Source organism: Halalkalicoccus paucihalophilus, assembly GCF_001593955.1.
GTDB lineage: Archaea > Halobacteriota > Halobacteria > Halobacteriales > Halalkalicoccaceae > Halalkalicoccus > Halalkalicoccus paucihalophilus.
The window spans coordinates 322,359-349,102 of sequence record NZ_LTAZ01000004.1; the positions used below are offsets into that span (position 1 = coordinate 322,359).

Consider the following 26,744-nt stretch of genomic DNA (forward strand, 5'->3'; position numbering starts at 1 on the left):
AGGTATGCGACTCGCTCGCGCCCTGACCGACGACGGCCCCAAGGAAGGGGAGTTCGAGGACGGCACGCTCAGTACCGATACCGACGAGTACGAGATCGACCGCGAGGACCTGCTCGCGCCCTGTGTGCCCTCGGCGCTCTACTGTGTCGGGCGCAACTACGCCGAGACGCTCGACCAGATGGACTACGAGCGCCCCGAAGAGCCCGACTTCTTCATCAAGCCGCCAGTCTCCGTGATTCCAACCGACACGCCGATTCCGTACCCGACGTTCTCCGAGGAGGTCACGTACGCCGGCGAACTCGTCGCCATCATCGGCCAGAAGTGTAAGAACGTCCCGATCGAGGAGGTCCCCGACGTGGTTCGAGGATATACGATCATGAACGACGTCGACGCGCTGGACCAGCAGGGGCGCACTGCGAGAAAGGCCTTCGACGGGTCGGGCCCGCTGGGACCGTGGATCGAGACGGACCTCGACCCGCGGGGGATCGACATGCACACCGAGATCGACGGCGAGCGCCGTCAGGAGGCCAACACCGAACTGATGCTCTTCGACCCCTACGAGGTCGTCTCCTATCTCTCCGAGCGTTTCACGTTCTCGCCGGGCGACGCGATCGCCTTCGGCAGCCCCGCAAATCCCGGAACCATCGAACCCGGAAACGAAATCGAGATCACCTACGAGGGCGTCGGCACGCTCAGAAACGGGGTCGCGCAACCGGACCGGTAGGGTCGTTCGACGCCCTCAACCCTCGACCTCGTCGAGCAGTCCCGACAGGACCTCGTCGAACGCCTCCGGATTGTCCCGGTTGACCAGGTGGGCGGCGTCGCGGATCTCGTAGACGTCACAGCCGAGCGCCCGTGCGAGGTCTGCGCTCTGGCGTTTGACCGGCGAAACCTCGTGTTCGCCGTAGACGACGCGGGCGGGTACGGAGAGCCCGTCGAGTTCGGGCGGGCGGAATCGATAGAGCGCCGCAAACACCTTCTTGAACTCGTCTTCGGGCATCCGATCGACGGTTTCGAGGGCCACGGCCCGGACCTCGGGGTCGTGGGCGAGCCACGGCCCGCCGTTCAACGGACGAATGGTCGAGAGCAGCGAGCGAAAGGTCGTTCTGCTGCCGGTAAACGAAAGCGAACTCGCCAGCATGGGAAGCGGCGTGAGCAGGCGTTTCATCGGCCCCGGGATCGACACCGGCGGGAACGTCTGAACCGCGCCCGCGAGCAGGAGTCCACGGACTCGTTCGGGGTGTCGGGCGGCGTACGACTGGGCGACCATCGACCCGAGCGAGAGCCCACAGATCACGGCCTCGTCGACTTCGAGTTCGGAGAGGAGCGCATCGAGGTCCTCGGTCAGGAGGCCGATCGAATAGCGACGCGCCTCGGAGGGACCGGTTCGGCCGTGGCCCCGGAGGTCCGGGGTGACGATTCGATACTCCTCGCCGAAGCGTTCACGCTGGGGATCCCAGCTCTCGGCCGAGAGCCACCCGCCGTGGAGGAACACGAGCGGTGGGCCGGAGCCGTCGTCGTCGTAGGCGAGCCCGATCGTCGGGGCGTCTGCAGTGGACACGGCCGATCTACGGGACGAACACCCCTGAATCGTTCGCTTGCCACGCCACCTCCTCTAGAAACATTCATAAAATAATTAGTTTATATTTATTAATCTCAAAACTAGAAAAGAGTTTTCGTTTCACATGTTCTCCTATCGACTGAAATAATGATAAACGAGAACACGACCCGAAGACGACTCCTCCGCGGGATCGCCGCGGCGGGACTGACAGTGGGAACGGTCGGGACGGCGAGCGCCGATTCCGTGGAGACGTATATCGTGACCGGTGGATCGCGGAATCGAATCGAGAACGCCGAGTTCTCGGTGACGCGGGAGCTCGCGGGCGGCTCGGTACTGATCGTTTCGGGACCGGCGGGTTCGGCGGACGAACTCGGTTCGGTCGGCGGCGTCAGCGGCGTGACGCCGAACTTCGAGGTCGAGTTCTCTGAACCGGTTGAAACCGCGCCGCAGACGACCGAGGACGCCGCCTTCACCGATCTCCAGTGGGACAAGGAGATCACCGACACGTTCGCGGCCCACGACTACGCCACCGGCGAGGGCTCCAGGATCGTCATCGCCGACACCGGCGTCGACGGCACCCACCCTGATCTCGCGGGGAACTTCAACGAGGAGCTGAGCGTCTCGTTCGTCAACGGCGGCGAGGAAGGCCCCCACATCGGCGATAGCGGCGACCACGGCACCCACGTCGCCGGAACTGCGGCGGCGACCGGCGACGTCGGCGTCACCGGTACCGCCCCGAACGCCGAACTCGTTTCTGTTAGGGTCCTCGGACCCGATAGCAGCACCTTCGCCGATGTCCTCGCCGGGGCGGACTACGCGGCGGAGATCGGGGCCGACGCCGCGAACTTCAGCCTCGGTGCGGGGCCGTTCCCGCCGCAAGCCAACAGCGACGGGCTTCGTGTCGCGATCCAGCGGGTGATGCAGGACGCCGTCCGGCGCGGAACCGTCCAGACGGTCTCCTCGGGCAACGCCGAGACGAACCTCCAGCAGGGCCAGTCGTGTACAACGTTCGTAGAAGAAAACGAGGACGGCGAGGAAGTGGAGGTGGAGACCTGCGACAACTGGCACTATCTCCCTGGCACCGTCCAGGGTGTGATGACGGTCTCGGCGACGACACCGAACGATGAACTCGCGTTCTACTCGAACTACGGAACGAACGCGATCGAGGTCGGCGCACCCGGCGGCGGGTACGAAACGCTGGAGGAGACGCTCGATCCCGATGCTGACGTCGAGTGGCCGTATCCGACGAATCTCATCTACTCGACGGAACCCGACGAGACCTATGGCTGGAAGGCCGGCACCTCGATGGCCGCCCCGCAGGTCGCCGGGCTCGTCGGCCTCGTCCGCGAACTCGCTCCCGACATGAACGCGAACCGGGTCGAGAGCGCCGTCGCCCACGGCGCCGAACTTGTCAACGGGCGATCCGGTCCCGAGTTCGGTGCGGGCCGGATCAACGTCCTGAACACCGTCGAACGGGTCCGATAGTCACTCGAACAGTTCGTCGTGGCGTTCGGCGAGGTCCGTATAGGCACCCGAGGAGTGTTCTTCGAAGATCTCCTCGGGGTCGATCGTCGTCTCCGAAAGCGGCGTCACCTCCGCGGGCACCCCCCGAACGAACGATTTTTCGGGGATCTCGTAGCCCTCCGGTACGGTGGTTCCGCTGGCAACGATGCTACCGGCCCCGACGGTGACGTGGGAGTTGATCGAGGCGTTGAATCCCACGAGCGCGCCGTCCTCGACCGTCGCGTCGTTCAACACCGCCCCGTGGCCGATCATGACCCGGTCGCCGAGGGTGGAGGAGTGGATCGTCGCGTTGTCCCCGACGTGTGACCGTTCCCCGACGCTCACGGGACCGATATCGCCCCGGAGGACCGCCCCCGGCCAGACGCTCGCGTCCGCGGCGACTCGCACGTCGCCCACGAGCGTCGACTCGCGGCTGACGCGGGCCGACCCATCGATTTCCGGCTCTTCTCCCTCGAACGCGTAGCTTCGTTCCCTGGACATATGTGTGCTAACAACGAACATATACAAAACGGTTCCCGTCGTCTCCTTCGCCGAACCCGGCTAGGTGGTGTGCCAGCACGGACCGCTAAGCAACGGGTTCGCAACCCTTTCGGTCGCCGTCCGACCACCTCGGGTAATGAGTTACAGAATCGGCCTCGTCGGCAAGCCCTCGGTAGGCAAGTCGACCTTCTTCAACGCCGCGACCATGAACGACGTCCCCGAGGGAGCCTACCCCTTCACGACCATCGACCCGAGCGTGGGCGAGGCGTACGTCCGTGTCGAGTGTGCCGCCCCCGAGTTCGACCACGCGTGTACCCCCGAGACGGGCTTCTGCCGGGACGAGGTTCGGTTCGTCCCGACGAAACTCGTCGACGTCGCTGGCTTGATCCCCGGTGCCCACGAGGGCAACGGGCTCGGAAACCAGTTCCTGACCGACCTCAACGAGACGGACGTGCTGGTCCACGTCGTCGACTTCTCGGGGACGACCGACGCCGAGGGCGAACCCACCGAGGGCCACGATCCGCGCGACGACATCGACTTCCTAGAGACCGAACTCGACATGTGGTACCTCGAAATCCTCGAGAAGGGTATCGAGAAGTTCTCAAACCGGTACGCGGGCAAGGAGGCGGCCATCGAGGTCGAACTCGCCGAACAGATGAGCGCCTTCCGGACGAACAAGGACGAGATCAAACGGCTGATCCTCCGGCTCGACATCGGCTTCGACCCCATCGAGTGGGATCCCGACGATCGCGAAGCGCTCGCCCGCGAGATCCGAACGGAGACGAAGCCCATGGTGATCGCGGCCAACAAGATGGACACCCCGAAAGCCCGGGAGAACTACGAGGCGATCACGTCGGATCCCGACTACGAGCACCTGACGATCGTCCCCGCGAGCGCCCACGCCGAGAAGGCGCTGAAACGCGCCGACGAGCAGGGTGCGGTCGACTACCGGCCCGGCGACGGCGACTTCGAGATCCAGGGAGAGCTCTCGGCCGATCAGGAGGCGGGACTGAGCCAGATACAGGAGTTCGTCCACGAGTTCGAGGGCACGGGCGTCCAGCGCGCCCTGGAGACCGCGTTGTTCGAGGAACTCGACGCCATCGCGGTGTTTCCGGGCTCGGCGAACGGTGAACCCGAGGACGGGACGTTCATGCGCGACTGTTTCGTCCTGCCCGAGGGTTCGACCACCGAGGACTTCGCCTATTTCCTGCACTCCGATATCGGCGAGGGGCTGCTCCACGGGATCGACTGCCGGAGCAACCGACAGGTCGGTTCGAGCCACGAACTCGAACACCGCGACGTTATCGAGATCGTTTCGACGAACTGACCGAACGAAAACGACTATGTGGTCCGCTACCGTAGATCACAGTATGGCGAGTGCACGAACCGACTCGCGGTGTCTGAGCTGCGGCTTTACCGCCGCCTCGGGGGGCGAGGAGTGGGCCGAAGTCGAGGTACCGAAACTCGGGCGGCTCACCCAGTGTCCCGAGTGCAACAGCACGAACGTCACCAGCGGACGCTAATCCCGTTCGAGGACCGTTCCGCCCTCGCCGACCGCCACGGAAACCCCACCGATGGCGATCCCGTGGATGTCCGCCTCCGTCGGCGAATCGACGCGCTCCCAGTCCCCCTCTCGGTTCTCGTAGATCGCCCCGCCCGCGCCGGCCGCGAGCCACTCCTTATCGCCGACCGCGAGCCCCGAGAGCGCGGCCTCGGCGACGCGGACCGGCGTCCAGACGCTCCCGTCGAAGCGCTGGACGACCCCGGAACCGTTCGCGACGGCGACGATCTCGTCGGTGACCGCGAGCGCGTCGAACCCGCTCGCGTCCTCGATTCCGACCTGCTCGAACTCTTCCCCTTGAAGCCGGTAGACACCGGCGTTGGTGTCACAGCAGTAGCCGAGCGAGTCGTCGACGAACTCGATGGCGCTCATCGAGGAGCCGCTGCCCGGTTTGACGGGGTCGTTCCACTCGATCTCGGACCCGTCGTAGCTACCCAGCAGGACCTGGCCCGACCCGTTGACGAGCGCGAGGCGCTCGCCGCCGGCCGCCCCGGCGACCGCGAGGTCGGCCCAGTTATCGGTGATCCCCTCGGGCGCCGAGTGATCCGTATGACGGTCCGCCTCGGGATCGTAGCGCCCGAGGACGCCGCCGTCGCCCGCGATCCAGACCGCTCCGCCGTCGGCGGTCGGGTCGACCCCACGGAGCGTCTCCGAGGCGGCCCCCGGACCGCTCTCGAGTGCGAGCTCCCACCCGTCTACCGGATCGCGTGCGAGCAGGACGCCGTTCGTTCCGACCGCGTACGCGCTCTCGCCCGCCACGACGGCGTCTAATAGCGTCTCCTCGGTCGGAGAGTCGATCCCGGTCCATTCGTCCGATCCCTCGTCCTGCAGGTCCCCGTCGGCGGGTTCGTCGTCCGTAGCGCCCGCCGGCGTCGGTTCGTCCCCGGCACCTTCGCCGGACGGGTCGGGTGCGGTCTCCGGGCTCCCCTCGTTCGCTGATCCGGTTTCGGTCCCGGCGGTCGCAGACCCCCCCGCGCCCGTCGCTCCCGGCGTTTCCCCGTCGTTCTCGCTGGTGTCAGCCACGTCTGCGGCGGTCGATCCGTGATCCCCGGCGTCCGCCGTCTCTCCGGGCCGTGACGGTCCTCGGTCGCGCGTTGCGGTTCCGTCGTCGGGGTCTACAGATTTCCTCTCGGAGACGGATTCGGAGACGGCCGACCGTTCCGAACCGGCCGCTTCGCCCGTTGTGCCGTCCGTCTCGACCGGCTCCGGAGTCTTCCCGTTGCGGGTCAGGTAGAGGTAGACCGGTGGGAGGACGTAGACTGCGATGGCTAGGACGACGAATCCCCGGTGGACGAACGTCAACAGCCCGAAGGCGGTCAGGGCGGTCGCGGTGATGGTGTGGATACCGGTGTGGGCGTACTCGCGGTAGAACGTGAGAAATCCCTCGTCGCCACCCTCGGCGGCCGTACTCATTGTCGGCGCTACTCGCGCGACGCCGATGAGGCTTTCCGTTGCACCGCCCGACCACAAGACATAGCCCCCCGCCGGGCCACCACTTCACATGGACCTCGTTGCCCGCGACATCATGACGACCGACGTCGAGACCGCCCACCCCGACGACGAGGTCGGCGACGTGCTCGAACGCCTCGCGAAGGCGGATTTCAACGGCTTTCCGATCGTCGAGGGCGATCGAGTGGTCGGGATCGTCACGCAGGGCGACCTCGTGCGGCTCTTTCGCAAGAAGGACCGGCTGGTCTGGATCCCTATCGGAGTGCCGCCGTTCAGCGAGACGCTGCCCTATGCGGTGGACTTCTCGCTCGACGAACTGGATCTGGGCATCGACTTCGTGAAGAACGCCCGCAAGGACGTCCGTGAGATCATGACCCGCGACGTGGTCACCGTCGAGGCCGACGCCGGGGTCGGCGAGGTGCTCTCGATCCTCGCGGGCGAGGAGCGCGACATCAACCGCGTGCCGGTCCTCGAAAACGGTCGACTGGTCGGGATCATCACCCGCGAGGACCTCCTGCAGGCGCTGCGGACGGAACTGGACCCCTGAGAGCGGAAGGTTCTCTACGCTGGGTGATCAATCGGACAGTTGACTGGGGAACGATGTTCGAACTATGGGGGATCACGGTGACGGGGGGAACGGTAGTGCTCGCGCTCGTGCTCGTGGCGATCGTCGCGCGAACCGCATGGGAGCGGCCGCTGGCAATTCTCGCCGTCGGCGGGTTGATCGGGGCCGTCCACGCCGTCGCCTACTGGACGGCGTACCTCGACGCCGCCGCACTCGCGAGCGTGCGCGAAACGGCCGTCGATGTGTCAGTAGGAGCGTTTTTCGCCGTCGCCGGTGCGATCGACGCCGTATTCGCCGCGGTCGGACGAGCGATCGCGTGGGCGATCGATACGCTTGCGGGCATCTCGATGCCCGAGACGTCCGTTTCGGTTCTCGAGTTCGGGACCTTCCTGCTGGCGATCGTGGTCGTCAGTGCGCTCGTCTGTGGGGCGCTGATCCGGATCGCTCGGTGGACGACGGGAACGCCGATCGGCGAGTGGCTCGCCGGTTTCGGCGTCGTCTTCGGTGCGATCGGGATCCTCTGGACGTTGCTGCCGGTCCCGGTCGGCGAACTGACCGCGATTCACGCGCTGTTGGTCGCCGTTGCGCTGATCGCGGGCGTCGCTATCGTCGCCGTCGCAGTCCGGATCCCGACGCCAGCGCTACGAAAACGCGTGCGCGCCGGTGACCGGTGACGTGAGAGACGCACGCGTTATCCCCCTCGATGCCTATGTTCCGGTATGACCTCGTTGCCGGCTCTCGACGCAGATATCGGGGAGATCGCTGCTCGACGCGACGACCTCGTGGCGGCGGTTCGCGACCACGCGGGGCAGGTCGCCTACCAGCTCGCCCGGCTGCAGGGCGGCGATTACGGCCAGCGGTCCTTTGCCACCTCGCGCGGCGAGTGGACCGTCAAGTACGAGGCCGGCGACCTGCAGTACCTCCGATACGACCCGACTTCCGGCTCGGAGACCTACGTCGTCTCGACGAAACAGCCGCCCGATCCCGAGGCGCTCGCGGAGGCCCTCTCGAATTACGGGGCCTTCGTCGAGGCGTACAACGAGTACGTCCGCTCGCTCGACGGCGTCCTCGACGGCGTGGAGACGTCGTTCCCGGCCGTGGAGACGACCGACGACGTGGTCGCCCAGCGGGATCGGGTCCTCGACCGGATCCGAAAGGTCTGTGATCGGATCGCGGGCGAACTCCACCGCTACGAGGGCGGCGACTACGGGACGTTCACGACGCGGGTGTCGGGGACGCGCTGGGAGCTGAAGTGGGAGGGCGATACGACCTCCTACCTCCGAATCGGCGGCTCGGGCGGCGTCTACCTGCTCTCGCAGTACGAACCGCCCTCGGCGACCGACATCCGCGAACACACCCCCGCGTTTGGCGGGTTCGTCGAGGCGTACAACGATCACGTCGAGGAGGTCGAAAGCGACCTCCGACGGGTCTCGTTGTGAGCGCCGGTATGATCGATATTAGGAATCCTAATACGTCTATATCATACACCGGATAGGTTTATACGAGTGGATTCGAGACTCATGGCATGGTATGATAGAACAACACACACGAACGGCGCTTGGAGAACAGTAGAGGCCGCGATCCGAACCCCACCTGCCATGTGAATCCTCGGCATTGGCCGCCACCGGCGGAGCCGTTCCGCGGCGGCCGGAGCTACCGTGTATCGAAACGCCAGGAGAGACTTTTCCGCCAGTGACGACCGTCACGGAGACGGAGTCGGCATCGGTACGGCTCTATTTGGTCTCGCTCATCGAGCCGGTGTCGAGGACACCCGGTCACCGATTCCGGGCGTGGGTGGCGACGTTCGCTTGTGGGCGGAGGCCACACAGTGGTGGCCGTACTCCTCGACGGCGTCGACCCTGACATCGAGTTCAGCGGCGACCGTTTCGGGGTGTTCGTCCCGGTCGACGAGACGTAACAGGATCCGATCGATCACGTCGTAGGTCGCACCGAGGTCCTCTTCGTCGGTCTGGCCCACCCAGAACCCCGCGGTCGGATCCTTTTCGATGATCCGTTTGGGTACGCCGACGCGCGGCGCGAGCGCCCGTATCTCGGTCTTGTAGAGGTCGCCGAGCGGGAACAGGTCGGCCCCGCCGTCGCCGTACTTCGTGAAGTACCCGAGCAGGAGTTCCGAGCGGTTCGCCGTTCCGAGCACGAGCGCCGAGCGCGTGTTCGCGGCGTAGTACGCACAGACCATTCGCAACCGCGCGACGACGTTCCCGGTCACGTCTTGGTCGGCCGTCGACCCCAACGTCGATGCGACCCGCTCCTCGAAGCGGTCGAGGAGTCCCCGAAGCTGGATCTCCCGGTGCTCGATTCCCAACCCCGTCGCGATCGTCCGGGCGTCGCTCGTGTCCGGATACTCGGTCTTGTGGCAGGGGAGCCCCAAAGCCAGTACTCGGTCGGGTTCGAGCGCCGCCGCGGCGACGGCTGCCGTCACCGTCGAGTCGATACCGCCGCTCATCGGGACGACGACGCCCTCCGCATCCGCCTCCTCGACACACTGACGAACGAACGAGACGACCTCCGCTCGAACCCGCTCGGCCTCGATGGGGTCCGTCAGAAACCCCTCCTCGTGGCGATCAGTTCCTAATCGATCGTTCGTCGTATATATCTCCGAGATACCGTTGATACGTTCTCTTTTCACGATATTCTCGTTCTTTCGGAGGAATATAAGAACAGTCCTTAAACAAACGAAGGACATATAGAAATCCACGAACGTCCGTGTGCGTCGGGTACCGGAAGTGTTACTCGCGTCGAGTGGTGTGGGCGGGCGAGACGGATTCGTTTTCGGCGTCCATCAGGCAGACGAGCCGTCGGCGACAGCCGGTATCGAACGTGGCTGGCGCGCCGGCGTCGGCGTCCCGGATATCGTCCGCGGGGGTGGTGATCGATGGTGATTCGGTCGTGGCTGGCTGGGATTGTGGGTACGTGCTACTCATGTGCTGTCGGCTTCCGTAGTCGAGAAACGATGCTATCGGGGCGAGAATCAGTCGTGTACACGTACTACCGACATCTGTATCTCACCCGAGAGCACGAACTATAATGAATGTTCGGGTAGGTTCGGTTGTTGCCGTCGGAATCCTCTCACCCGTTTGGCTGTGGTCGACGGGCGGTTCGCCAGAGGGCGAGTCGGGCCGGGCGTTCGGTCGCTCGGAACCGCGATCAGCGTCGGGATCGTTCGGGGAGTTCGACTCGACTGGGGGTCTCGACGGCGGACGCGTCGTTCGCGGGCGTGATCTCCCGGTAGAGGGTTTCAAGGAGGTCGATCGTGTGGTGGATCGAGTATCGCTCGACGGCCGAGCGCGTTCGTTTCTCGGAATCGAGACACGTCTCGACGGCCTCGATCATCGACGCCATGTCCCCCGGCTCGAAGCGTTCACCGTTCTCGGGGCCGATAGTCCGATCGAACGGCGGGGCGTCGACCGCGGCGACGGGCGTCCCACAGGCGTTCGCTTCGAGCGTCGAGAGCCCGAGCGTGTCCGCAGTCGAGGCGGTGACGAAGGTGTCGATCGAACTGTAGAACGTCGGGAGCCGTTCGCGCGGGAGGAATCCACGGATAGCGACGTTCTCGGGTGCTTCGCGTTCGAGGCGGTCGCGAAACGGTCCCTCACCGACGATACGAAACTCGTACTCCGGTAGCCGCTCGGCCAGTCGGAGGATCTCCTCGACGTTCTTCTCCATACTGAGCCGACCGCTGTAGCCGATCACCGTCCGGTCCGAGAACCGCTCTTTCGCCGTTGGCTGGAAGAAGTCCATGTCGATGCCGACCGGGAGTTCGACGTGCTCGACGTCGCGATCGATCCGCGAGGTCGAGGCGGTCACGGCGTCGAAACTCCGCAGGAAGGCGTTCTCAAGCGGGACGTAGGCCTTCCCCAACACTCGCGCCAGCGTGTCGGATCCGACGCTCTGATGGAAGTACTCCTCGAGGGGGGTATGGTGGGTGTAGACCGTCGGGAGGTCGTGTTTTCGCGCGTAATACCGGCCCAACATCCCGACCGGGGCCGGACCATGACAGTGGACGAGGTCGAGTTCCGGCAGGGTCGAGGGCCGTCTGAACAGCGGGATCCGATAGCCGCCGTAAAACGGGTTCGGCAGCGAGGCGACGGGGAGCTCCCGCTCGTCCGGTTCGTACTCGCCGTCGGGGTAGACGACGTACACCTCGTGGCCGGCGTGCTCCAGTCGCTCGCGCCAGAGCTGGATGGTGTAGGTCACGCCGTCGATCTCGGGGAAGTAGCTGTCGGTGAAAAATCCGATCCGCACTCAGATCACCTCCTCGTACAGCTCTCGGAGCTGATCGGCCGTATTCGAGAGGGCGAAGCGCTCGCTGGTTCGGACCGCATTGGTTCCGAGTCGCTCTCTGTGTTCGGGGCGTTTCAACGCTTCGAGTTCGTCCTCGAACGACCCCGTCGACTTGAGACAGTCGTGGCCGTCCTCCAGCCACGAAAACGTCTCGATGTCCCGGACGACCACGGGGTGGCCGGTGCTCATCGCCTCCAGCAGCGCGATCCCCTCGTTCTCCTCGTGGGTCGGGAAGAAGAAGACGTCGCCGGCGGCGTACGCGCCCCGGATGTCGTCGACAAAGCCCGTAAACGTACAGTTTTCGGGCGACTTGTCGATCAGCCGCTTGGTCTCACGTCCTTTCAGCGAGCGGTCGAGGGGGCCGAACCACGCGAACTCCAGTTCGGGCATCCGACGAGCCGTCTCGACGAAGGTTTCGAGCCCCTTTCGTTTCAGGACGTGTCCGACGGCGAAGACGACGGGTGGATCCAAATCGTAGCGCTCGCGGTACTCCGATTCAAGCGCCTCGAACCCTTCGAGCTTCTCCCGATCGACGCCGTTCGAGATCACGGTCGTCGGCGTGTCGGTGTACTCCCGTATCAGTCGGCGGTTGTACTCCGAGGGACAGACCAGCGCGTCGGCGAGCCCGTAGGCCCACCGGAGATACGGTTTGAGGGGTTTTGCGAGGGCGTTCGTAAAGCGAAAGCTGTCGCCGAAGTCCTCGGCGGTCACGTGGGTGTGGGCGATCACCGGCACGCCGTGGTCACGAGCCCGCCTCGCGTACCAGACCGATCGTGGTCCCATGAGATTGAGGTGCAGCACGTCCGAGTCGAGCGACGGGGCCGTCGCCGGATCGACTCCGACCCGACGAAGCATCTTTCGCTGGTGTCTGACCGACTCGCGGATCCCGCCAGTGACGTGGTCCTCGAACTCGAAGTAGTGACTGACGTTCATCCCGGTTCCCACTAGCTGATTCGAAAGCGACAGTATGAATCTTTCAGTATCACCTCACCGATCGCCGTTCTCGACCGTCTCGTCCTCCCCGATCTCGCATCGTCAACAGATAGTATCAATTCTTTGCTTGGACCGGACTACTCGGTTCGGAGGCTCACTCGAGTTCGAGCCACGGCACCTCGATCAGCGCCGGAATCGGCGTCTCGATGTGGTGTTCCCAGACGCCTTCCTCGCCGAAGGCCTCGCCGTGATCCGCGGTGACGACGACTCGGCCGTCGAGGTTGTCCACGAGATCGGCGACCGATTCGAGCGCGATCCGGAGGTTCTCCTCGTAGAGTTCCATCGCCGCCTCGCGGGTTCCGTTTCGTACCAGATCGGCGGGGTCGAGTTCGAGCCACAGTCCCGCCTTCTGGGCGAGTTTGCTCCCGTCGAGGGCGCTCTCGACCTTCGGGCGGACGGCGTCGCTCACCGACGACAGTGCGCCCCCGCCGTCGGCGCTCGCCTCCCGGCCCTGTCGGTCGATCCCCTTGCGGATCTGCTTTAACTTCTGGCCCTTCCCGCGCCCGAGATACGGGGCGTGGGGCTGCATGTAGTGCAGTACCGTTCGCTCCGCGTCCTCGACGGCTTCGGGGTGCTCGCGAAACGACGCGGCGAGGCTCTCGGGGGGAACCGTGCCCAACTCGTCGTCCCAGCCGTGTTTCCAGACGTCGAACACCTCGCTGATGTGGTCGGCGGCGGCCCACTCGTAGTCGCAACTGGCCCCCCACTTGAGTTCGTTCAGCGGGATGCCGAGGCTGTTGATGAAGGGGTTGCCCGAGAAGTACGCGATGTCGTGCTGGCCGGTGAAGGTCCGGTAGGCCCACTCGGGCGTCGAGGAGCCGTTGCTCCGGCGCTTCTCGAGCGTGCCGTCGAGGTACTCGTCGTAGACCTCGCTGAAGACGTCGTACCGGCATGCATCGAGCACCACACAGTAGTCCCAGTCGGATTCGAGAAATCGGTGGTCCTCCATTAGTTGCCGTCGATTCCCGTCATGAGCATGTATTCCTATTGGTTTCGACCCGATCGGAGCGAAATCGTTTTCGAGTTTTTCACTCCAGATACCCCAGTTCTCGCAGGCGGTCTTTCGTCTCCGCGTCGGCCTCGTCGAGGACGTCGCTCGCGCCCGCCTCCGCGGGCGTGGTCCACGCCCCGCCGACCTCGCCCTCGAACCGGGTGAGTGCCCGTTCGGCGGCCGCGACCCGCTCGTCTTCCTCGGGTCCGAGCGTCGAGTCCTCCTCGGGATCGTCGTCGAGGCGGTAGCCCTCATCGGGGATGCGGTCGGCCCGGACGTACTTTGCGTCCTCGCTGCGTGCGGCGCGCATCCGGGCGTATGCCCGATGATCCTCGGGAAGGGTGATCCCGGCCTCGCTCGCCTTCTCCTCCAGATGGTGGAGTTCGATCACCGGCTGGGCGTACTCGACGAAGGCGTAGTCCTCGTCGTCGCCCTCCCCGCCTAGTACCGCGCGCTGGCCGACATCGGGGTCAGTGGCACGGTCGAACGCCCGGTACTCGCCCGAGACGAGCGAGCGGGTGGGATCGAACCCGACCGCGCCCGGAACCGCCTCGGCCTCGACCGAGAGCGAATCGAGGGTGGTGTGATACAGATCGAGTAGTTCGACGAGGTCCTCGTTTCGCCCCGGTTCGATCTCCGGATGTTTCACGAGTAGCGGGACGTTGATGAGTTCGTCGTAGAGGGCGAACTCGTGGCCGTAGAGGTCGTGTTCGCCGTGGAGTTCGCCGTGATCGGCACAGACGATCACCGTGGTATCCTCCCACCGGCACGTCTCGTGCAGCCACCTGAACAGCCGGCCGAGTTCGGCGTCCATGTGGGCGATCTCGGCGTCGTACAGCCCACGAATGGCCTCCCACTCCTCGGCGTCGATGTCGCGCGCCCCGGAGTTGTACTCCTTCGAATTCTGGCACACCGCCGAGGGATCGACGCCCGGCGCGAACTCCTCGCGGTACTCCTCCGGGGGGTAGTACGGCAGGTGGGCATCCATCAGGTTGACGAACGCGAACCACCCTTCCTCGCTCTCGCTGCCCTCGATAAAGGACCGCGTCCGGTCGATTACTGCTGGTGTTTTCGAGTCCGCTCCCTCGCCGCTTGCGAGTTTGGCGTGGGCCTGGGCACCCAGCCTGACGAGCCGGGTCGCGATCTCGTTGAGCCGATCGTTGTCGTTGACGAGGCGCCACGCCCGCGCGAGCGGCCCTGAGAGCAGGTCCTGGGGCAGGACTTCGAAGAACGAGTCCTGCTCGTCGAACCCACGCGTGAGTTCGGTGTAGGGCGTGATCCAGGCGTTCGAGGAGTAACACGCCGTATCGTAGCCCGCCGCCGAGAGTACGGACGCGAGCGTCGGGGCGTCCTCCAGATACGGGCTCTCCTGATCCGCGCCGTGCTGGCTCGGATAGAGTCCGGTGAACATCGAGGCGTGCACGGGCAGCGTCCACGGGGCGGGCGCGACGGCCGACTCGAAGACGACCGCCTCCTCGGCGAGCGCGTTCAGTTCGGGGGTCGTCGGGCGGTCGTAGCCGTAGGGCGTGAGGCGGTCCTTTCGAACCGTATCCAGAACGACCATGAGGACGTTGGATGGCTGGTGGCGGCCCATTTCCCCGTCACTCGGTGGTCCGCGCCGATAAATCGGTCGACATCCGGTCGTGACTGGACCGGGACGCGAGTCGAGATCAGACGTTTCAAGACGGACTCACACCTCCCTCGGGTATGAACGGTCGAAACTGGCGGGCGCTGATCGTCGGTTTTGCGGGAGCGATCGCCCTCTTCGTCGGCCTGTTCTTCCTCGTCGGCGCGGGCGACGTCCTCGATTCGCTCGCTCACGCCGACCCGACGCTCGTCGCGGCGACGCTCGCCGTTGCCCTCCTGTGGCTCGGTGCGTGGGCCCTCGTGCTCCGAACCGTCCTCGAAACGCTCGCTATCGAGATCCCGGTCGTGCGGGCGTTCTTCGTCTACGCCAGCGCCGTCTTCGCGAACAACGTCACGCCGTTCGGGCAGGCCGGCGGCGAGCCGATCGCGGCGCTGCTCATCTCGAAGGTTTCCGATGCCCGCTACGAGACCGGACTGGCCGGGATCGCGACCGTGGACGTGCTCAACGTCGTTTCGTCGCTCTCGCTGATCCTCGTTGGCGTCGGCTACTACGCGACGACCGCGATCATCGGCGAGCGCCTCCAGACCGCGGTCGCGTCGGCACTCGCGATCGTCGTCGCCGTCGGGCTCCTCATGTATCTCGCCTGGCAGTACCAGGAGACGCTCATCGAGTCCGTCTCGTCGGGCGTCGCGGACACGGTCGCCCGGCTTCCGATCGGGGGATCCGACCCCGAGACGATCGCCGAGGACCTCTCGCAGCGGCTGGACCGGTTTTTCGATCACATCGAGCGGATGACGACCCAACGGCGCCGGCTGGCCGTCGCGTTCGGCCTGTCGTTGCTCGGCTGGCTCTTTCAGGTCGTTGCGCTGTCGACCGCGTTCGCGGCCATCGGCTACAGCGTTCCGATCTACGTCGCGCTGTTCGTGATCCCGCTCGGCAACCTCGCCGGGGCAGCCCCGCTGCCGGGCGGGTTGGGCGGGATCGAGGCGGCCTTCGTCGGCCTGTTGGTCCCGACGACGGGGCTCCCGGCCGCGACCGTCACCGCCGCGGTCCTGATCTATCGGGGGACGATCTACTGGCTGCCGGTGCTGATCGGCGGAAGCTCGATGGCGGCCTTCGGTGCCCGCACGGTGGCCTGAGCGGTCGGCGGACCGCCGAGAGACAAGGCTTAACCCCGCTTCCGCGATACTGTCTCGCCAGTGTACCCGTTCCCGTTACAACTCGACCGGACCCCGACGGAGGTTGAGGCGCTGCTCACCTCCGAGTTCGCACTGGCCGTGCTGTTGGCTATCGCCATCCTCGAGGGGGCGATGATGCTCCGGTTCATGCCGAGTGAACTCGTCGTTCCGACCGCTATCCTGCTGATCGGCTCGTCGATCTCGGAGGTGATCACGATCGTTCTTGTGACGGTCGTCGGGACCACGATCGGCCAGTTCGTCCTCTTCTCGCTCGTCCGGCGCGGCGGTCGGAACTACATCCTTCGGAAGCGCTGGTTCCCCATCAGCGAGTCCCGCCTCGACCGGATCGACGGCTGGTTCGAACGCTGGGGGCCGGTCGCCGTCCCGGTGAGCAACACGATGCTGTTCGTCCGCGGCCTGCTCACCGTCCCCGCCGGCCTCTCGGACATGGACGGTCGGGTGTTCGTCGTCCTCTCGGCGCTGGGGTCGCTCTCCTTTCAGTCGATCCTCGCGGCGCTGTACCTGCTGGTCGATTACCAGTTCGTCCTCGATAACTACCTGCTCGTCTGAGGAGTTCCCCGATACGAGAAACGGTCGAGCGAAAACGAACGGCTCCGTTGAATTCCTAGTCGTTCACCGCTTCTACGAGTGCGATAGCCGGTAGGTAGTTGGTGCGAATCTACCGCTGTATGGAAGCGCTTCACTCCGAAGGATCACAGAGTGCAACACGGGCCATATCTTTAGAGATACTAATTATCACGACTTCCAATCCGTATTGAGTTGCAATTTTACGAATGGATTCCGGGGCATGATTCGGGTCAGCGTCTACAGCACCGCCGCTAAATGATAGGGTATCGAGAATCCTCGCCCAAAGCGGCTGATTCTCGCGTTTTAGACCACCTTCACGCGCAATCTCTCCTTCGATCCACTCCCCTGATAAACCCGGAACAGGGGTCTCTCCACTTTCGAACTTGAACCCAGAGTAGTCCGCTTCTCGGAGTTCCTGTTTCACCGATTCCCAATCGGTCATTCATCATCTAATCGAACAACACCGACGATAAGCATTCCTCCTTTATCTACCGATTCCTCGCTCCGTCCTAGTAGTAGCCGGGATTTCAACGGGCTAAACGGATCTACTTTTGAACGCTGCTCCGGGCTATCGCTCCCGGTAGACCGGCAGGCGCGCCCTGACCCCCGCATCCCGGAGCTGCCAGGCGACCTCGGTCCCGACCCACGCGAGCGCCGTCAGGATCCCGACGCCGATGGCCGCGAAGTGGGCCGTCCCCATCCACACCGGACTGATGAAGAGGATCGCGTTGTGGATCCGGTGGGGCAACAGGGATTCGACGAACGTGCCGATCTCGTCGAAGAGCCCGACGATCACGCCAAGCGGATCGAACCCGCTCTCGCTCCCGGCGCTTCCGCTCTCGGTGTCTTCGTCGGGCGTTCGGGAGTTGAGTCCGAGCTGCTGGGCGCTCTCGCCACCCTCGCTCTCATCGCCGCTTTCGAGTCGCTCAGCCTCGTAGGGCATCGTCGAGCCGACCTCCCAGACGATCTCGCCGTCTGGGTTTACCTCTATGACGCGATTGCCGTGGCTATCGGTAATGAGCGTGTTGCCGTTGGGCAGTCGATCCGCATCGCGAGGCCACTGTATCTGCTCGTCGGACCACGTCCACGTCTGGGTCCACTCGCCGTTCTCACGCTGGAACTCTTCAACGTTGCCGTTTTCTGAATCGGCGACGACGATCGCGGGGCCGCCTTGGTCGGTAGGGATGTAATCGGGGTTATGCTGCTGGTACAGCGGATCGGTGTCGTCCTGCGTACCAAGCGTCCACTCCTCTTGTAGTCCCTCGTCGGGATCGATGAAAACGACCTGGTTCTGATTGCGCATGCTGACCATAATATTGCCGTCCATCGGATCGCCCTCGCTTTCGATGTACTCGACGTCGTTGATATGTGTCCAGTCACCGGGATACGGTCCCCCACCCTCGACGGGGTAGTCGGCTTGGGCGTCCCAGGTCCACTCTTTCATTCCCGTTTCAGTGTTCAGGATGAACACCTCGTCCGCATGGATATCCGCAACAATAAAGCGGTTCTCGTCGAGCCGGTCGACGTCGTGCCACTCGGCGGCGATCTCCTGGGGCTCGTAGCGTTCGACGAGCACCTCAGTCTCGCCGGTCTCGAGGTCGGTACGTTCGATGACGTTCTTCGAACACGGCGGCGAGCCACAGGTCGGTCCCTCGCTATGGATGGTGTCGGTCGCCGCGTACTCGACGGTCAGCGGTTCACCCTCCACGGGGTCGACATCGAAGTATTTGGTGCGCTCGTTCTCGTAATAGAGGATGCTTCCGTCAGGCTCATAGGCGGTGATCGTTCCGGCCCGTCCCGACTCGGTGATGACCGTGTGGCCGTTGCTTTCGGGTGCGGTCGGCACGTCCTCCTCGGTCGCCGTCGAGAGCCCGCCCGCGGTCGCGCCGCTGACGAGGACGGCGACCGAGAGGACGATGAGCGCCGCAAAGAGGATCCGGACCCGGTTGCGCGAGACGGCCGACCGCGCGCGTTCGAGTCCGGTGGGTGATCGCTCGCTCACGGTCCTTCACGCGTCGTGTCCGGGTCGCTCCCCTGTCCAGTTACCATGGCTCGTTGTTAGGGGTCGTGACAATATGGCTTTTCATTTACCGAGTCACCTCGCTGGGAGACCATCGAACGCCCTTTGAGTCTCTGCCGTCATGATCCGGGCGAATGGTAACTCTAGAGGTCGGCGCCAGACTCGTCGCTGGAATTGGTCTCATCCTCGCGAACGCGTTTTTCGTCGCCATCGAGTTCGCGCTAACCCGCGCCCGGCAGTTCAGCGAAGAGGAGTTCATCGGTGATAACCCCGCCTTGGAACGTGCTTGGGAAATGACCGATAACCTCGAACTGTACTTGACGACCTGTCAGGTCGGGATCACGGCCTCGAGCATCGCGGTCGGAATCGTCGCCGAACCCGCGCTGGCCGCGCTCTTCGAACCGCTGTTCGAGGGGACCCTGTTGGCGTCAGTCGGATCGGCCGCGATTCTCTCGTTTCTGATCATCAACCTCGTCCACCTGACCCACGGCGAACAGACCCCGACGTATCTGGGCGTCGAGCGCTCACGGTGGGTCTGTCGGTACGGGGCGACCCCCCTGTACTGGTTTCACTGGCTGATCTCCCCGCTGATCACGCTCGGCGACTGGGTGGCAAAGGGGACCCTCAAACTGTTCGGCATCGAGATGACCGGCGCGTGGCTCGAGACCGAACAGGACCGCATCGAGAGCCGGGCCGACCTGCGCAACCGGCTGCGTTCGCTGCTCGCGGAGGGTGACCTTGACGACGAGCGCTACGAGGAGGTACTGAGCGCGCTCGCGGCCGGTCGGATGACCGTTGGTGACATCATGGTCGATCGGGAGGACGTCGTCTTCCTCTCGACGGAACTGCCCCTTGCGGAGAACCTCGAACGCCTCTCGGGGTCGCTGCACAACCGCTATCCGCTGATCGGCGAGGACCCCGACGACTTCCGCGGGATCGTCTACGTCTCGGCGGCTCTCGACGAGATCGACGCTCTCCAGACAGGGGAAACGAGCCTCGAGGAGATCGCCGCCGCGCCGCTGACCGTCCCCGAGGAGACGAGCGTCAGCGACGTCATCGACCGGTTCCAGGAGGCGAGCCAGGAACTCGCGCTCGTTCGCTCCGCCGACGGCGATCTCGTCGGGCTGGTGACCGCCACGGACGCGATGGAGGCCGTCGTCGGCGAACTCGAGGACCCGCTCGACGAGCTCGACGAGACCACCGCCGCCTCGGCGGCGTGAACCGTCGGCTCAGAGGACGAGCATGGGCGGGTCGGCGAGCCGGATCACGCGGTCGGTGACGCTACCCAGCAACGCCTCCTGAAGCCGACCGCGATCGCGCTTTCGCATGATGATCAGGTCGGCGTCGTGGGCGTCGGCGTACGCCACGACCTCCTCGTCGGGAACGCCCTGTATGACCTCCGTTTCGACCGCGATCGAGCGCTCGCGCGCCCGGTCGGCGAAGCGCTCGACCGCGTCGGTCGCCTCGCTCTCCAGGGTGTCGATCACCTCGCCGCCGAGGTTCGTCACGCTGTCGCGGTTGGTGTCGGCGACCGAGAGGACCATCACTGTCGCGCCGTGGTGTTCGGCCAGCGCGTAGATCGGCTCGTACCCCTCGTCTGGCGATGCGTCCTCGGCGACGGGAAGCAGGATGCGCTCGTACATCGGTCGTCATTGTCGTCGGAGATGTATAGGCTTGGGTTCGGGGTGAGTAGTGAAGACGGACGAGTCCATCGGGAGTACACGCGATCGCGTTTCGTGGCGTGACGTCTTCTGAGAGAATGCGGCCTCGGCACTCATAGGGTTCCTCATCGCGCGCTGCCTAGACGCGCTCGGGCGGGGTGCTCGTCATCGGCCGGGTTCGAGTTCCCGCGGCGGAACAAAGAGGGTTCCCCCTCCGATCCCATTTCCCGATAGGCGATAGGGATATTTCCGTTGGGCACCCACGTGGTGCCGATGAGTACCGTCATCGAGTTCACCGTCCCCGCGAGTTCCTGTGCGCTCGGCCGGTCGCTCGGCAACGACCCCGCCGCGCTCCTCGAGCTCGACCGGGTCGTCCCGACGGACGACACCGTCATGCCGTTCTTCTGGGTGTGGAACCTCGATCCAGAGGTGTTCGCCGCGGCCGCCGAGACCGAAGCGGCGATCGAGAAGCTCACAGTCGTCGATCGGGTCGAGGAGGGAACCCTCTTTGCCGCACGGTGGAACCGCGAATCCGCCGGGACGCTCTTTGCCATCGTCCGAAGCGAGGGAACGCTGCTCGAGGCGCGAGCGACGTGTGAAGAGTGGTATTTCGAGGTCCGCTTTGCCGACCGGGCGGCCACCGCCGAGTTTCGAACGTTCTGCCGGGAACGGGACGTCCCGCTCGTCCTCCACCGGCTCTCGACGTCGTGTTCTCCCGAACCCGAGCGCTACGGGCTCACCGCCGAACAGCGCGAGGCGCTCGCGGTCGCCTATCGACGGGGCTACTTCGAGGAGCCTCGTGGCGCGACGCTGGGCGACATCGCCGAGGAACTCGGCATCTCCGCGCGGGCGGTCGCGGGCCGACTCAGACGCGGCCAGGCCACGCTGCTCGAACACGCCGGGCTGACGGCGTTTCCGGCGTGAGTATATAACTCTCTTCAGGGATGAACGGATAGACCGATATCCCGAGAACCGCTACACTCGGTTGCGGCCCGACGAAGCCCTCGAGAAACCGCCCCGTACGTTCGTCGGATTCGTGTATGGGTGTGTGTGTCACCGCCGCCCGAACCCGAACGTGATGTCAGAGGCACCGACCGGGTTCATCCACCTTCCCTACTGTTCGACCCGTTCGCGGACAGCCGCCACCACGAGCGGGAGGGTGATCGTCGCGTCGGCGTACACCGACGCGTTCTCGCCCGCCTTCTCGATTTTTCCCCACGAGCGCGCCTCGTCGAGCGTCGCCCCCGATAGCCCGCCGGTCTGGGGCGGGTCCATCGTCAACTGAACCGCATAGTCGTAGGCCGTCGGCGTCACGAGCATCGTCTGGAGGACGTAGTTCTTCGGGACGCCCCCGCCGACGACGAACGCCCCCGCCCTGTCGGCGTGGTAGGCCAGATCGTTCAAATGGGTCATATCCGAGAGGGCGTCGAGCGAGAACGCCGAGGTCTGGGAGAACATCCACGACTGGAGCCCGAGTACCGAGTCCTGGATCGCCGGACAGTAGATCGGGACGTCCTCCTCGTAGGCCGCCGCGGCGATCCCGGGGTCCTCGTCGATCCCCTTCGTACTGTTCACCTCGGCGGTCGCGCGCCCGAGTTCGGCGGTGAGTTCCCGGATCGAGACGGTCCCCTCGAACGCCGGAAACACTTCCTCGCGGAGGTGGGTCTCCAGCAGTGTGAAGTGTTCCTGGGGTAGGTAGACGTTGTAGATCCGGTCGACCCACTCGTCCCGGAGGGCCTCGTCGTGGTCGCGCTCGGTCCTCTCCTCGTGTTCCCCGTCTTCGTGCGGGTCGTGTGGTCCGGTGCGACCGTGGTGGTGTTTGCCGCCGATCCCCTCGATGGTGTCGTGCGTCAGGTTCGCGCCCGTCGTCACCAGCGCGTCGATGTAGCCGTCGCGGATCAGGTCGACGACGAGCTGGCGCATACCCGTGGGGACCATCGCGCCCGCGAGCCCGAAGAAGACGCTGACGTCTTCGTCGCCGAACATCCGCTCGGTGATCCCGACCGCCCGGTTGAGATCGGTCGCGCCGATGCCCGCGTTGCCGTACTCGGCGGCGAGTTCGCCGACGCTCATCCCCGCGTGAACGCTCGTGTGCTCGATCGGGTCGGGTGAGAACTCCTCGCGAGGTGGGGTTTCGTCGGTCATGACACACCTGTGTCCGGGAGCGGTTTCAAGCGTTCGATAAACTCGGATGGGAAAGGGGAGAGTAGCCAGGGAACGGACCCGTCGGATGGGACGGGTCGTTTCCTCGGTTCGTTCGCCGGGATCGGGCTCTGCCAGGATGCCCCGGTCGTCGGGCGAACGAAGGTCCGATGTGTGCTGTCGACCGATCGTACTCCGCCGTTCGGGTCAGGGGGACCCAGACGGGGAATACACTACAGCCTCCTCGCCGATAGCCTATTACTATCCACCAATTAAATACAGAAAGTTTGGTGGAGATTTTATCTCGGAGCGGGTTAGTGACCCATTTATCGTCCCGAACACCGACGATTTTTGAAGTTCTCTCGTATGGACTAAATCCCGGTCGGCGCGCCGATCCACGTCGTTTCGAGCCCCCAGTCGTCGGCGAGCGATTGAAGCGACCGCACACCGAACGTCTCGGTCGCGTAGTGGCCCGCGAGGACGACCGTGATTCCCGCTTCCTTGGCCTCGTGGTACACCTGCTGTTTCCCTTCGCCGGTCACGAACGCGTCCGCACCCGACTCGATGGCCTCGGAGAGCCAGTCGGATCCGCTTCCGGTGACGATCGCCACCTCCTCGATCTCGTCGGGACCGAACTCCAGCACCCGGACCTCCTCGGTGCCGGTATCGAGATCCGAGAGCCCGGCTTCGAGTCCCTCCACGTCGTACGTCGAGGACGCACGCCCGGCCAGACCGATCGTCTCGCCGCCGAGCGAGCCGAACGGCTCGCGGGCCTTGAGTCCGAGGCGGTCGGCGACCCCGGCGGCGTTTCCGAGTTCGGGATGGGAGTCGAGCGGGAGATGCGAGACGTACAGCGCGAGGTCGTTCTCGATCAGCGCGGCGATCCGGTCGTAGGTCCGGCCCGTCACCCGCTCTATGCCGCCCCACGAGAGGCCGTGATGGACGCAGAGGACGTCCGCGCCCGCCTCGGCGGCTCGCTCGATGGTCTCTGCGGCGGCGTCGACCGCGAACGCGGCGCGCTCGATTTCCCCCCCACCGCCGACCTGTAACCCGTTCGCACTGGCATCGATCCCGGCGAAGTCGTCGGTTCGGAGCCGCTCGTCGTAGCGCTCACACAGTTCCGACTGTTGCATGGCGGGGAATTCCATCGCTATCGTTAAGAACGTGTGTCCGTGAGCTCACAGTGCGGTTCGTGAACGTACTCGATCCAACGAGGTGATGACAGATGGGCAAGCTTCGGAAAGCCATGCGGACATGGCGACGACTGCCGCGCAGCGTCAGACGACGCATAAAGAGCAAAGCACGGCGGCTCGTCCGACGAAACGGCTCCTCGAAGTGATCTCGGACGATCGACGGCGTTCTTTTATCGACTCCCAGTTCGGGTAGCCGCACGCTCATAAACGAACTCCCTGAGCAGTTTTCCGCCGAGCGCCGCGGCCTGTCCGTCGTCGCGGTCGTTGACCTCGACCACGTCGAACCCCACACAGGAGGGCGCGACCGCCCGGACGACATCGCGCATCTCGCGGGGGGTCAGCCCGAACGGCTCCATGGTTCCCGTTCCGGGGGCGAAACCGGGATCCGCACCGTCGATATCGACGCTCAGATACGTCGTGTTCCCCGCAAACGGATCGCGCTCCCCCTCGGCGACCGCCCGGAGCCATGCACCTGTATCCTCGGGCGGGACGACGGTGACGTCGCCTTCTGCGGCACGCGCCCACTCCGCTTCGCTACCGGTTCGCGCACCGACGACGATCGCCTCCGCGGCGGTTTCGAGGACGCGCTGGGTCACGCAGGCGTGGGACCACTCGTCGCCGTCGTACTCCTCGCGCAGGTCGAGGTGGGCGTCGATCGTGACGAACAGGTCGGGGTCGGTCGCCCGGACGCCGGCGGCGCTGACGGTGTGTTCGCCACCCAGAAGGAGGGGGACGGCGTCGTCCCAGACGACGTCGCGAAGCACGCCCGAGAGGTGCTTGACGTACTCGGGGACGTCGTTCCACGCGTGAACGTCGCCGTAGTCGTGAACAGAGAGGTCCGAGAATCGGCGATCGGTTCGTCCGTCGTAGTCGTCGAACGTTTCGGCGAACTTCCTGATCCGGTCGGGCCCGAAGCGAGTGCCGGGCTGAAAGCTCGTCGAGACGTCGAGCGGCGCGCCGACGACCACGTAGTTCGCCTCCGAACGCGGTGCCGACGCGCCGGGGAACATCAGACGATCTTTCGCTGGCCTTCCATTTCGAGGTACTCGATGCTGTCCTCGGGCGAGAGGTCCGCGTCGTTGGGTGTGCTGATCGTGATGGTTTCGTAGGTATCGAGGTCCATCACCTGCGCGACGGTGTCGCTCTCGACGCTGATGACCTGGCCCTGCTTTCGCTCGATTATCGGGACTCTGATCTTCGCGTCGACGGGCTGGGAGAAGCTGCGCTTCTTGCCGTCGAAGACGCCCTTGCCCTCGACGCGGGCCTTTGCGCTGCCGTGTTTGCCCGGTTTCGCAGTGCTGTAGTGGGTGATCTTACACGCCGCCTCGTCCATCATGACGTAGCCGCCCTCCTGCAGATCGCGGACCTGCTTTTGCTGCGTTACCATAGGCTTCGGTATCCACGGTAGCTGTATAAGTGGTTTGGAACACGCTACTCGTGGAGCTCGATCACACGCCCGACCCGGTCGAGACCCTCCTTCAAGGCCTCGGTTTCGAGGCCGAATCCGATCCGGAAATAGCCTTCGAACCCGAAGAACTCCCCCGGCGCGAGCACGACGCTTTCGGCCTCGACGACCGCCCGGCAGAACCCCTTCCCGGAGCCGAACGCCTCGGGGATGGTCACGAACCCGTTGACTCCCACTGGATCATGCCACGACAGGCCGTGTTCCGTGATCCACTCCGCGACCCGGTCGTGATGCTCGCGGGCCAACTCGCGGTTTGCCGCGAGGATCTCGTCTTCCTGCTCGCCGAGCGCCTGTCTGGCGACGTGCTGGCCGAAAACGGAGGGCGAGATCGTGGTATAGTCCTTCCAGCGGACCGCACCCTCGATTACCTCCTCGGGCCCGGCGATCCAGCCGAAACGCAGTCCGGCCAGCCCGTAGGCCTTCGTCAGGCTCGTCGTGCTGATCCCGTACTCGCCGAGCGACGCGACGGGAGGAAGGGGGTCCTCCGCGAGCAGTCGGTAGACCTCGTCACACAGCAGATAGGCGTCGTTTTCCTCGGCCAACTCGTACAGCGCCCGTACCGTTTCCTCTGAGTGGTATTTCCCTGTGGGGTTGTTCGGGTTGTTGAGCACGAGCAGGCGGGTTTCGGGTTCGATCGCGTCCTCTACGGCATCGAGGTCGAGCTCCCAGTCGGGCACCGAGAGGCTCACTTTCGAAACGTCGCAGATCGACTCGGGGACCGCAGAAAGCGCCTGATAGGTCGGCGTGACGACCACTGCGTGATCATCGGGGTCGAGCAGCGACCGAAAGACGAGGTAGTTCGCCTCCTGCGTGCCGCAGGTAAAGCAGACCTCCTCGGTCGAGCGGTCGTAGCGCTCGCCGACTTCGGCGCGAAAGTCGGGATCGCCGTCCGTGGGGATGACGTAGCCCAGTTCGCCGGGATCGGTGTCGAACCGATCCGCATCCAGACTGCGGATCCCGCTCTCGGCGAGCATGATATCGGCGTCGTGTTCGTACTCGTCGAACCAGCGTTCGAGCCCGAAGGAAGCGATCTCCATACAACGGCTACGCCGGAGTGGTTATCAACCCTGCCGATTATCGTCGATCCATTCCGACAAGTTCGGGGGCGCATACCTCGAACCCGAATCGCTCGTAGAACTCCGGAACGTTCGCGATCAGGTTGACGTAGGCCGTCTCGGGGGCGTGCTCGTCGAGATACGCGAGCAGTTCTTCCATCAGTCGCCGGCCGAGACCTTCGCCCTGTTGGTCGGGGTGGACCGCGATATCGACGATCTGGTAGACGGTCGCTCCGTCGCCGACGATCCGTCCCATCGCGACCGCCTCGCTCCCGTCGCGGATCGTCACCGCGAACAGCTCGTCACCCAGTCCGCGCTCGGCCGCCGCCTCGGTGTGGGGATTCAGCCCCGCGGCCCGGCGAAGCGAGACGAACTCCGCGGGCGTGGGCGGTTCGGTTTCGATCTCGTAGCTCACGGCTGAACGAAGG

Annotated in this window: 29 protein-coding genes; 11 read left to right on the forward strand and 18 right to left on the reverse strand. The window is 64.9% G+C overall.

All coding sequences use genetic code 11. The features are described 5' to 3' along the window. Nucleotides 1–4 precede the first annotated feature (4 nt). A complete protein-coding gene (locus tag HAPAU_RS06835; RefSeq protein ID WP_066380979.1) occupies nucleotides 5–724 on the forward strand; it encodes a fumarylacetoacetate hydrolase family protein in 720 nt (239 codons plus the stop codon). A 15-nt stretch (nucleotides 725–739) separates the two neighbouring features. Here HAPAU_RS06835 and HAPAU_RS06840 read toward each other — a convergent pair whose 3' ends face one another. Beyond that, nucleotides 740–1,561 (reverse strand): alpha/beta fold hydrolase, encoded by an 822-nt coding sequence (locus HAPAU_RS06840; RefSeq protein ID WP_066380981.1) that lies wholly within the window; start codon nucleotides 1,559–1,561, stop codon nucleotides 740–742. Between the two features lie 147 nt (nucleotides 1,562–1,708). On the opposite strand from HAPAU_RS06840, the gene HAPAU_RS06845 reads away from it, so the two are divergent. Next, entirely contained in the window at nucleotides 1,709–3,046 is a 1,338-nt protein-coding gene (locus tag HAPAU_RS06845; RefSeq protein ID WP_066380985.1) for a S8 family peptidase, read from the forward strand. Here HAPAU_RS06845 and HAPAU_RS06850 read toward each other — a convergent pair whose 3' ends face one another. Next, the gene (locus HAPAU_RS06850) at nucleotides 3,047–3,565 is read right to left on the reverse strand and encodes a gamma carbonic anhydrase family protein (RefSeq protein ID WP_066380986.1); all 519 of its coding nucleotides are present in this window, start codon (nucleotides 3,563–3,565) and stop codon (nucleotides 3,047–3,049) included. A gap of 136 nt (nucleotides 3,566–3,701) precedes the next feature. Here HAPAU_RS06850 and HAPAU_RS06855 point away from each other — a divergent pair, with 136 nt between their 5' ends. Both HAPAU_RS06855 and HAPAU_RS21605 read left to right on the forward strand, forming a co-directional pair. Continuing rightward, nucleotides 3,702–4,892 (forward strand): redox-regulated ATPase YchF, encoded by a 1,191-nt coding sequence (locus tag HAPAU_RS06855; RefSeq protein WP_066380987.1) that lies wholly within the window; start codon nucleotides 3,702–3,704, stop codon nucleotides 4,890–4,892. Nucleotides 4,893–4,935: 43 nt separating this feature from the next. Further along, nucleotides 4,936–5,088 (forward strand): hypothetical protein, encoded by a 153-nt coding sequence (locus HAPAU_RS21605; RefSeq protein ID WP_169802630.1) that lies wholly within the window; start codon nucleotides 4,936–4,938, stop codon nucleotides 5,086–5,088. Here the strand turns inward: HAPAU_RS21605 and HAPAU_RS06860 are convergent. Continuing rightward, nucleotides 5,085–6,539, reverse strand: coding sequence for an HVO_0234 family beta-propeller protein (locus HAPAU_RS06860; RefSeq protein WP_066380988.1), 1,455 nt, complete (start codon nucleotides 6,537–6,539; stop codon nucleotides 5,085–5,087). The genes HAPAU_RS21605 and HAPAU_RS06860 overlap by 4 nt on opposite strands. 88 nt (nucleotides 6,540–6,627) lie before the next feature. On the opposite strand from HAPAU_RS06860, the gene HAPAU_RS06865 reads away from it, so the two are divergent. Genes HAPAU_RS06865 through HAPAU_RS06875 form a run of 3 tightly spaced genes read left to right on the forward strand, consistent with a single transcriptional unit; the run spans nucleotide 6,628 to nucleotide 8,579 of the window. Next, the gene (locus tag HAPAU_RS06865; RefSeq protein WP_066380989.1) at nucleotides 6,628–7,122 is read left to right on the forward strand and encodes a CBS domain-containing protein; all 495 of its coding nucleotides are present in this window, start codon (nucleotides 6,628–6,630) and stop codon (nucleotides 7,120–7,122) included. Nucleotides 7,123–7,175: 53 nt separating this feature from the next. Then, on the forward strand, nucleotides 7,176–7,814 hold the full coding sequence (locus HAPAU_RS06870) for a hypothetical protein (protein WP_066380990.1): 639 nt from the start codon (nucleotides 7,176–7,178) through the stop codon (nucleotides 7,812–7,814). A gap of 45 nt (nucleotides 7,815–7,859) precedes the next feature. After that, nucleotides 7,860–8,579, forward strand: a complete 720-nt coding sequence (locus HAPAU_RS06875; RefSeq protein ID WP_066380991.1) for a hypothetical protein — start codon at nucleotides 7,860–7,862, stop codon at nucleotides 8,577–8,579. 308 nt (nucleotides 8,580–8,887) lie between these two features. Here the strand turns inward: HAPAU_RS06875 and HAPAU_RS06880 are convergent, their stop codons facing one another. The 6 genes from HAPAU_RS06880 to HAPAU_RS06905 form a co-directional block, all read right to left on the reverse strand. Beyond that, nucleotides 8,888–9,763 carry an NAD+ synthase gene (locus HAPAU_RS06880; protein ID WP_066381938.1) on the reverse strand — a complete coding sequence of 292 codons (876 nt, stop codon included), beginning with the start codon at nucleotides 9,761–9,763 and terminating at the stop codon, nucleotides 8,888–8,890. Nucleotides 9,764–9,887: 124 nt separating this feature from the next. Further along, nucleotides 9,888–10,082, reverse strand: coding sequence for a hypothetical protein (locus tag HAPAU_RS06885; RefSeq protein ID WP_066380992.1), 195 nt, complete (start codon nucleotides 10,080–10,082; stop codon nucleotides 9,888–9,890). 223 nt (nucleotides 10,083–10,305) lie between these two features. Next, nucleotides 10,306–11,403 carry a glycosyltransferase gene (locus HAPAU_RS06890; RefSeq protein ID WP_066380993.1) on the reverse strand — a complete coding sequence of 366 codons (1,098 nt, stop codon included), beginning with the start codon at nucleotides 11,401–11,403 and terminating at the stop codon, nucleotides 10,306–10,308. Continuing rightward, nucleotides 11,404–12,408 carry a glycosyltransferase family 4 protein gene (locus HAPAU_RS06895; protein WP_394327290.1) on the reverse strand — a complete coding sequence of 335 codons (1,005 nt, stop codon included), beginning with the start codon at nucleotides 12,406–12,408 and terminating at the stop codon, nucleotides 11,404–11,406. Nucleotides 12,409–12,529: 121 nt separating this feature from the next. Beyond that, on the reverse strand, nucleotides 12,530–13,384 hold the full coding sequence (locus HAPAU_RS06900) for a hypothetical protein (RefSeq protein ID WP_066380995.1): 855 nt from the start codon (nucleotides 13,382–13,384) through the stop codon (nucleotides 12,530–12,532). Nucleotides 13,385–13,463: 79 nt separating this feature from the next. Further along, nucleotides 13,464–15,020, reverse strand: a complete 1,557-nt coding sequence (locus HAPAU_RS06905; RefSeq protein WP_066380996.1) for a sulfatase — start codon at nucleotides 15,018–15,020, stop codon at nucleotides 13,464–13,466. 113 nt (nucleotides 15,021–15,133) lie between these two features. On the opposite strand from HAPAU_RS06905, the gene HAPAU_RS06910 reads away from it, so the two are divergent. Further along, nucleotides 15,134–16,153 carry a lysylphosphatidylglycerol synthase transmembrane domain-containing protein gene (locus HAPAU_RS06910; RefSeq protein WP_066381000.1) on the forward strand — a complete coding sequence of 340 codons (1,020 nt, stop codon included), beginning with the start codon at nucleotides 15,134–15,136 and terminating at the stop codon, nucleotides 16,151–16,153. 60 nt (nucleotides 16,154–16,213) lie between these two features. Then, a complete protein-coding gene (locus tag HAPAU_RS06915) occupies nucleotides 16,214–16,762 on the forward strand; it encodes a DedA family protein (protein ID WP_066381001.1) in 549 nt (182 codons plus the stop codon). A gap of 130 nt (nucleotides 16,763–16,892) precedes the next feature. Here the strand turns inward: HAPAU_RS06915 and HAPAU_RS06920 are convergent, their stop codons facing one another. Together HAPAU_RS06920 and HAPAU_RS06925 are read right to left on the reverse strand one after the other, a co-directional pair. Beyond that, nucleotides 16,893–17,222, reverse strand: a complete 330-nt coding sequence (locus HAPAU_RS06920) for a hypothetical protein (RefSeq protein WP_066381002.1) — start codon at nucleotides 17,220–17,222, stop codon at nucleotides 16,893–16,895. A 126-nt stretch (nucleotides 17,223–17,348) separates the two neighbouring features. Continuing rightward, nucleotides 17,349–18,782, reverse strand: a complete 1,434-nt coding sequence (locus HAPAU_RS06925) for an arylsulfotransferase family protein (RefSeq protein ID WP_066381003.1) — start codon at nucleotides 18,780–18,782, stop codon at nucleotides 17,349–17,351. Nucleotides 18,783–18,934: 152 nt separating this feature from the next. On the opposite strand from HAPAU_RS06925, the gene HAPAU_RS06930 reads away from it, so the two are divergent. After that, nucleotides 18,935–20,020, forward strand: a complete 1,086-nt coding sequence (locus HAPAU_RS06930; protein ID WP_066381004.1) for a CNNM domain-containing protein — start codon at nucleotides 18,935–18,937, stop codon at nucleotides 20,018–20,020. Between the two features lie 9 nt (nucleotides 20,021–20,029). Here HAPAU_RS06930 and HAPAU_RS06935 read toward each other — a convergent pair whose 3' ends face one another. Then, on the reverse strand, nucleotides 20,030–20,443 hold the full coding sequence (locus HAPAU_RS06935) for a universal stress protein (RefSeq protein WP_066381005.1): 414 nt from the start codon (nucleotides 20,441–20,443) through the stop codon (nucleotides 20,030–20,032). A 291-nt stretch (nucleotides 20,444–20,734) separates the two neighbouring features. Between HAPAU_RS06935 and HAPAU_RS06940 the strand changes: the two genes are divergently transcribed. Further along, nucleotides 20,735–21,385 (forward strand): helix-turn-helix domain-containing protein, encoded by a 651-nt coding sequence (locus tag HAPAU_RS06940; protein WP_066381007.1) that lies wholly within the window; start codon nucleotides 20,735–20,737, stop codon nucleotides 21,383–21,385. A gap of 189 nt (nucleotides 21,386–21,574) precedes the next feature. On the opposite strand, the gene HAPAU_RS06945 is transcribed toward HAPAU_RS06940, so the two are convergent. From HAPAU_RS06945 to HAPAU_RS06970, 6 genes are all read right to left on the reverse strand, one after another. Further along, entirely contained in the window at nucleotides 21,575–22,606 is a 1,032-nt protein-coding gene (locus HAPAU_RS06945; RefSeq protein ID WP_066381009.1) for a deoxyhypusine synthase, read from the reverse strand. Between the two features lie 368 nt (nucleotides 22,607–22,974). Beyond that, nucleotides 22,975–23,736 (reverse strand): Nif3-like dinuclear metal center hexameric protein, encoded by a 762-nt coding sequence (locus HAPAU_RS06950; protein ID WP_066381939.1) that lies wholly within the window; start codon nucleotides 23,734–23,736, stop codon nucleotides 22,975–22,977. A 230-nt stretch (nucleotides 23,737–23,966) separates the two neighbouring features. Continuing rightward, nucleotides 23,967–24,806, reverse strand: coding sequence for an agmatinase (speB, locus tag HAPAU_RS06955; RefSeq protein WP_066381011.1), 840 nt, complete (start codon nucleotides 24,804–24,806; stop codon nucleotides 23,967–23,969). Further along, nucleotides 24,806–25,183: a translation initiation factor IF-5A gene (locus tag HAPAU_RS06960; protein WP_066381013.1), complete on the reverse strand. Its 378-nt coding sequence runs from the start codon at nucleotides 25,181–25,183 to the stop codon at nucleotides 24,806–24,808. The genes speB and HAPAU_RS06960 overlap by 1 nt, the downstream gene beginning before the upstream one ends. Nucleotides 25,184–25,227: 44 nt before the next feature. Further along, nucleotides 25,228–26,298: an aminotransferase class I/II-fold pyridoxal phosphate-dependent enzyme gene (locus HAPAU_RS06965; protein WP_066381016.1), complete on the reverse strand. Its 1,071-nt coding sequence runs from the start codon at nucleotides 26,296–26,298 to the stop codon at nucleotides 25,228–25,230. Nucleotides 26,299–26,335: 37 nt separating this feature from the next. Further along, on the reverse strand, nucleotides 26,336–26,731 hold the full coding sequence (locus HAPAU_RS06970) for a GNAT family N-acetyltransferase (protein ID WP_066381017.1): 396 nt from the start codon (nucleotides 26,729–26,731) through the stop codon (nucleotides 26,336–26,338). Nucleotides 26,732–26,744 lie beyond the last annotated feature (13 nt).

Bases quoted from the DNA above. Each gene is read 5' to 3' on its own strand.
- HAPAU_RS06835 (WP_066380979.1), top strand. From the start codon at position 5: ATGCGACTCGCTCGCGCCCTGACCGACGACGGCCCCAAGGAAGGGGAG.
- HAPAU_RS06845 (WP_066380985.1), top strand. From the start codon at position 1,709: ATGATAAACGAGAACACGACCCGAAGACGACTCCTCCGCGGGATCGCC.
- HAPAU_RS06850 (WP_066380986.1), bottom strand. From the start codon at position 3,565: ATGTCCAGGGAACGAAGCTACGCGTTCGAGGGAGAAGAGCCGGAAATC.
- HAPAU_RS06855 (WP_066380987.1), top strand. From the start codon at position 3,702: ATGAGTTACAGAATCGGCCTCGTCGGCAAGCCCTCGGTAGGCAAGTCG.
- HAPAU_RS21605 (WP_169802630.1), top strand. From the start codon at position 4,936: ATGGCGAGTGCACGAACCGACTCGCGGTGTCTGAGCTGCGGCTTTACC.
- HAPAU_RS06860 (WP_066380988.1), bottom strand. From the start codon at position 6,539: ATGAGTACGGCCGCCGAGGGTGGCGACGAGGGATTTCTCACGTTCTAC.
- HAPAU_RS06865 (WP_066380989.1), top strand. From the start codon at position 6,628: ATGGACCTCGTTGCCCGCGACATCATGACGACCGACGTCGAGACCGCC.
- HAPAU_RS06870 (WP_066380990.1), top strand. From the start codon at position 7,176: ATGTTCGAACTATGGGGGATCACGGTGACGGGGGGAACGGTAGTGCTC.
- HAPAU_RS06875 (WP_066380991.1), top strand. From the start codon at position 7,860: ATGACCTCGTTGCCGGCTCTCGACGCAGATATCGGGGAGATCGCTGCT.
- HAPAU_RS06885 (WP_066380992.1), bottom strand. From the start codon at position 10,082: ATGAGTAGCACGTACCCACAATCCCAGCCAGCCACGACCGAATCACCA.
- HAPAU_RS06900 (WP_066380995.1), bottom strand. From the start codon at position 13,384: ATGGAGGACCACCGATTTCTCGAATCCGACTGGGACTACTGTGTGGTG.
- HAPAU_RS06905 (WP_066380996.1), bottom strand. From the start codon at position 15,020: ATGGGCCGCCACCAGCCATCCAACGTCCTCATGGTCGTTCTGGATACG.
- HAPAU_RS06910 (WP_066381000.1), top strand. From the start codon at position 15,134: ATGAACGGTCGAAACTGGCGGGCGCTGATCGTCGGTTTTGCGGGAGCG.
- HAPAU_RS06920 (WP_066381002.1), bottom strand. From the start codon at position 17,222: ATGACCGATTGGGAATCGGTGAAACAGGAACTCCGAGAAGCGGACTAC.
- HAPAU_RS06930 (WP_066381004.1), top strand. From the start codon at position 18,935: ATGGTAACTCTAGAGGTCGGCGCCAGACTCGTCGCTGGAATTGGTCTC.
- HAPAU_RS06935 (WP_066381005.1), bottom strand. From the start codon at position 20,443: ATGTACGAGCGCATCCTGCTTCCCGTCGCCGAGGACGCATCGCCAGAC.
- HAPAU_RS06940 (WP_066381007.1), top strand. From the start codon at position 20,735: ATGAGTACCGTCATCGAGTTCACCGTCCCCGCGAGTTCCTGTGCGCTC.
- HAPAU_RS06945 (WP_066381009.1), bottom strand. From the start codon at position 22,606: ATGACCGACGAAACCCCACCTCGCGAGGAGTTCTCACCCGACCCGATC.
- HAPAU_RS06950 (WP_066381939.1), bottom strand. From the start codon at position 23,736: ATGCAACAGTCGGAACTGTGTGAGCGCTACGACGAGCGGCTCCGAACC.
- speB (WP_066381011.1), bottom strand. From the start codon at position 24,806: ATGTTCCCCGGCGCGTCGGCACCGCGTTCGGAGGCGAACTACGTGGTC.
- HAPAU_RS06960 (WP_066381013.1), bottom strand. From the start codon at position 25,183: ATGGTAACGCAGCAAAAGCAGGTCCGCGATCTGCAGGAGGGCGGCTAC.
- HAPAU_RS06965 (WP_066381016.1), bottom strand. From the start codon at position 26,298: ATGGAGATCGCTTCCTTCGGGCTCGAACGCTGGTTCGACGAGTACGAA.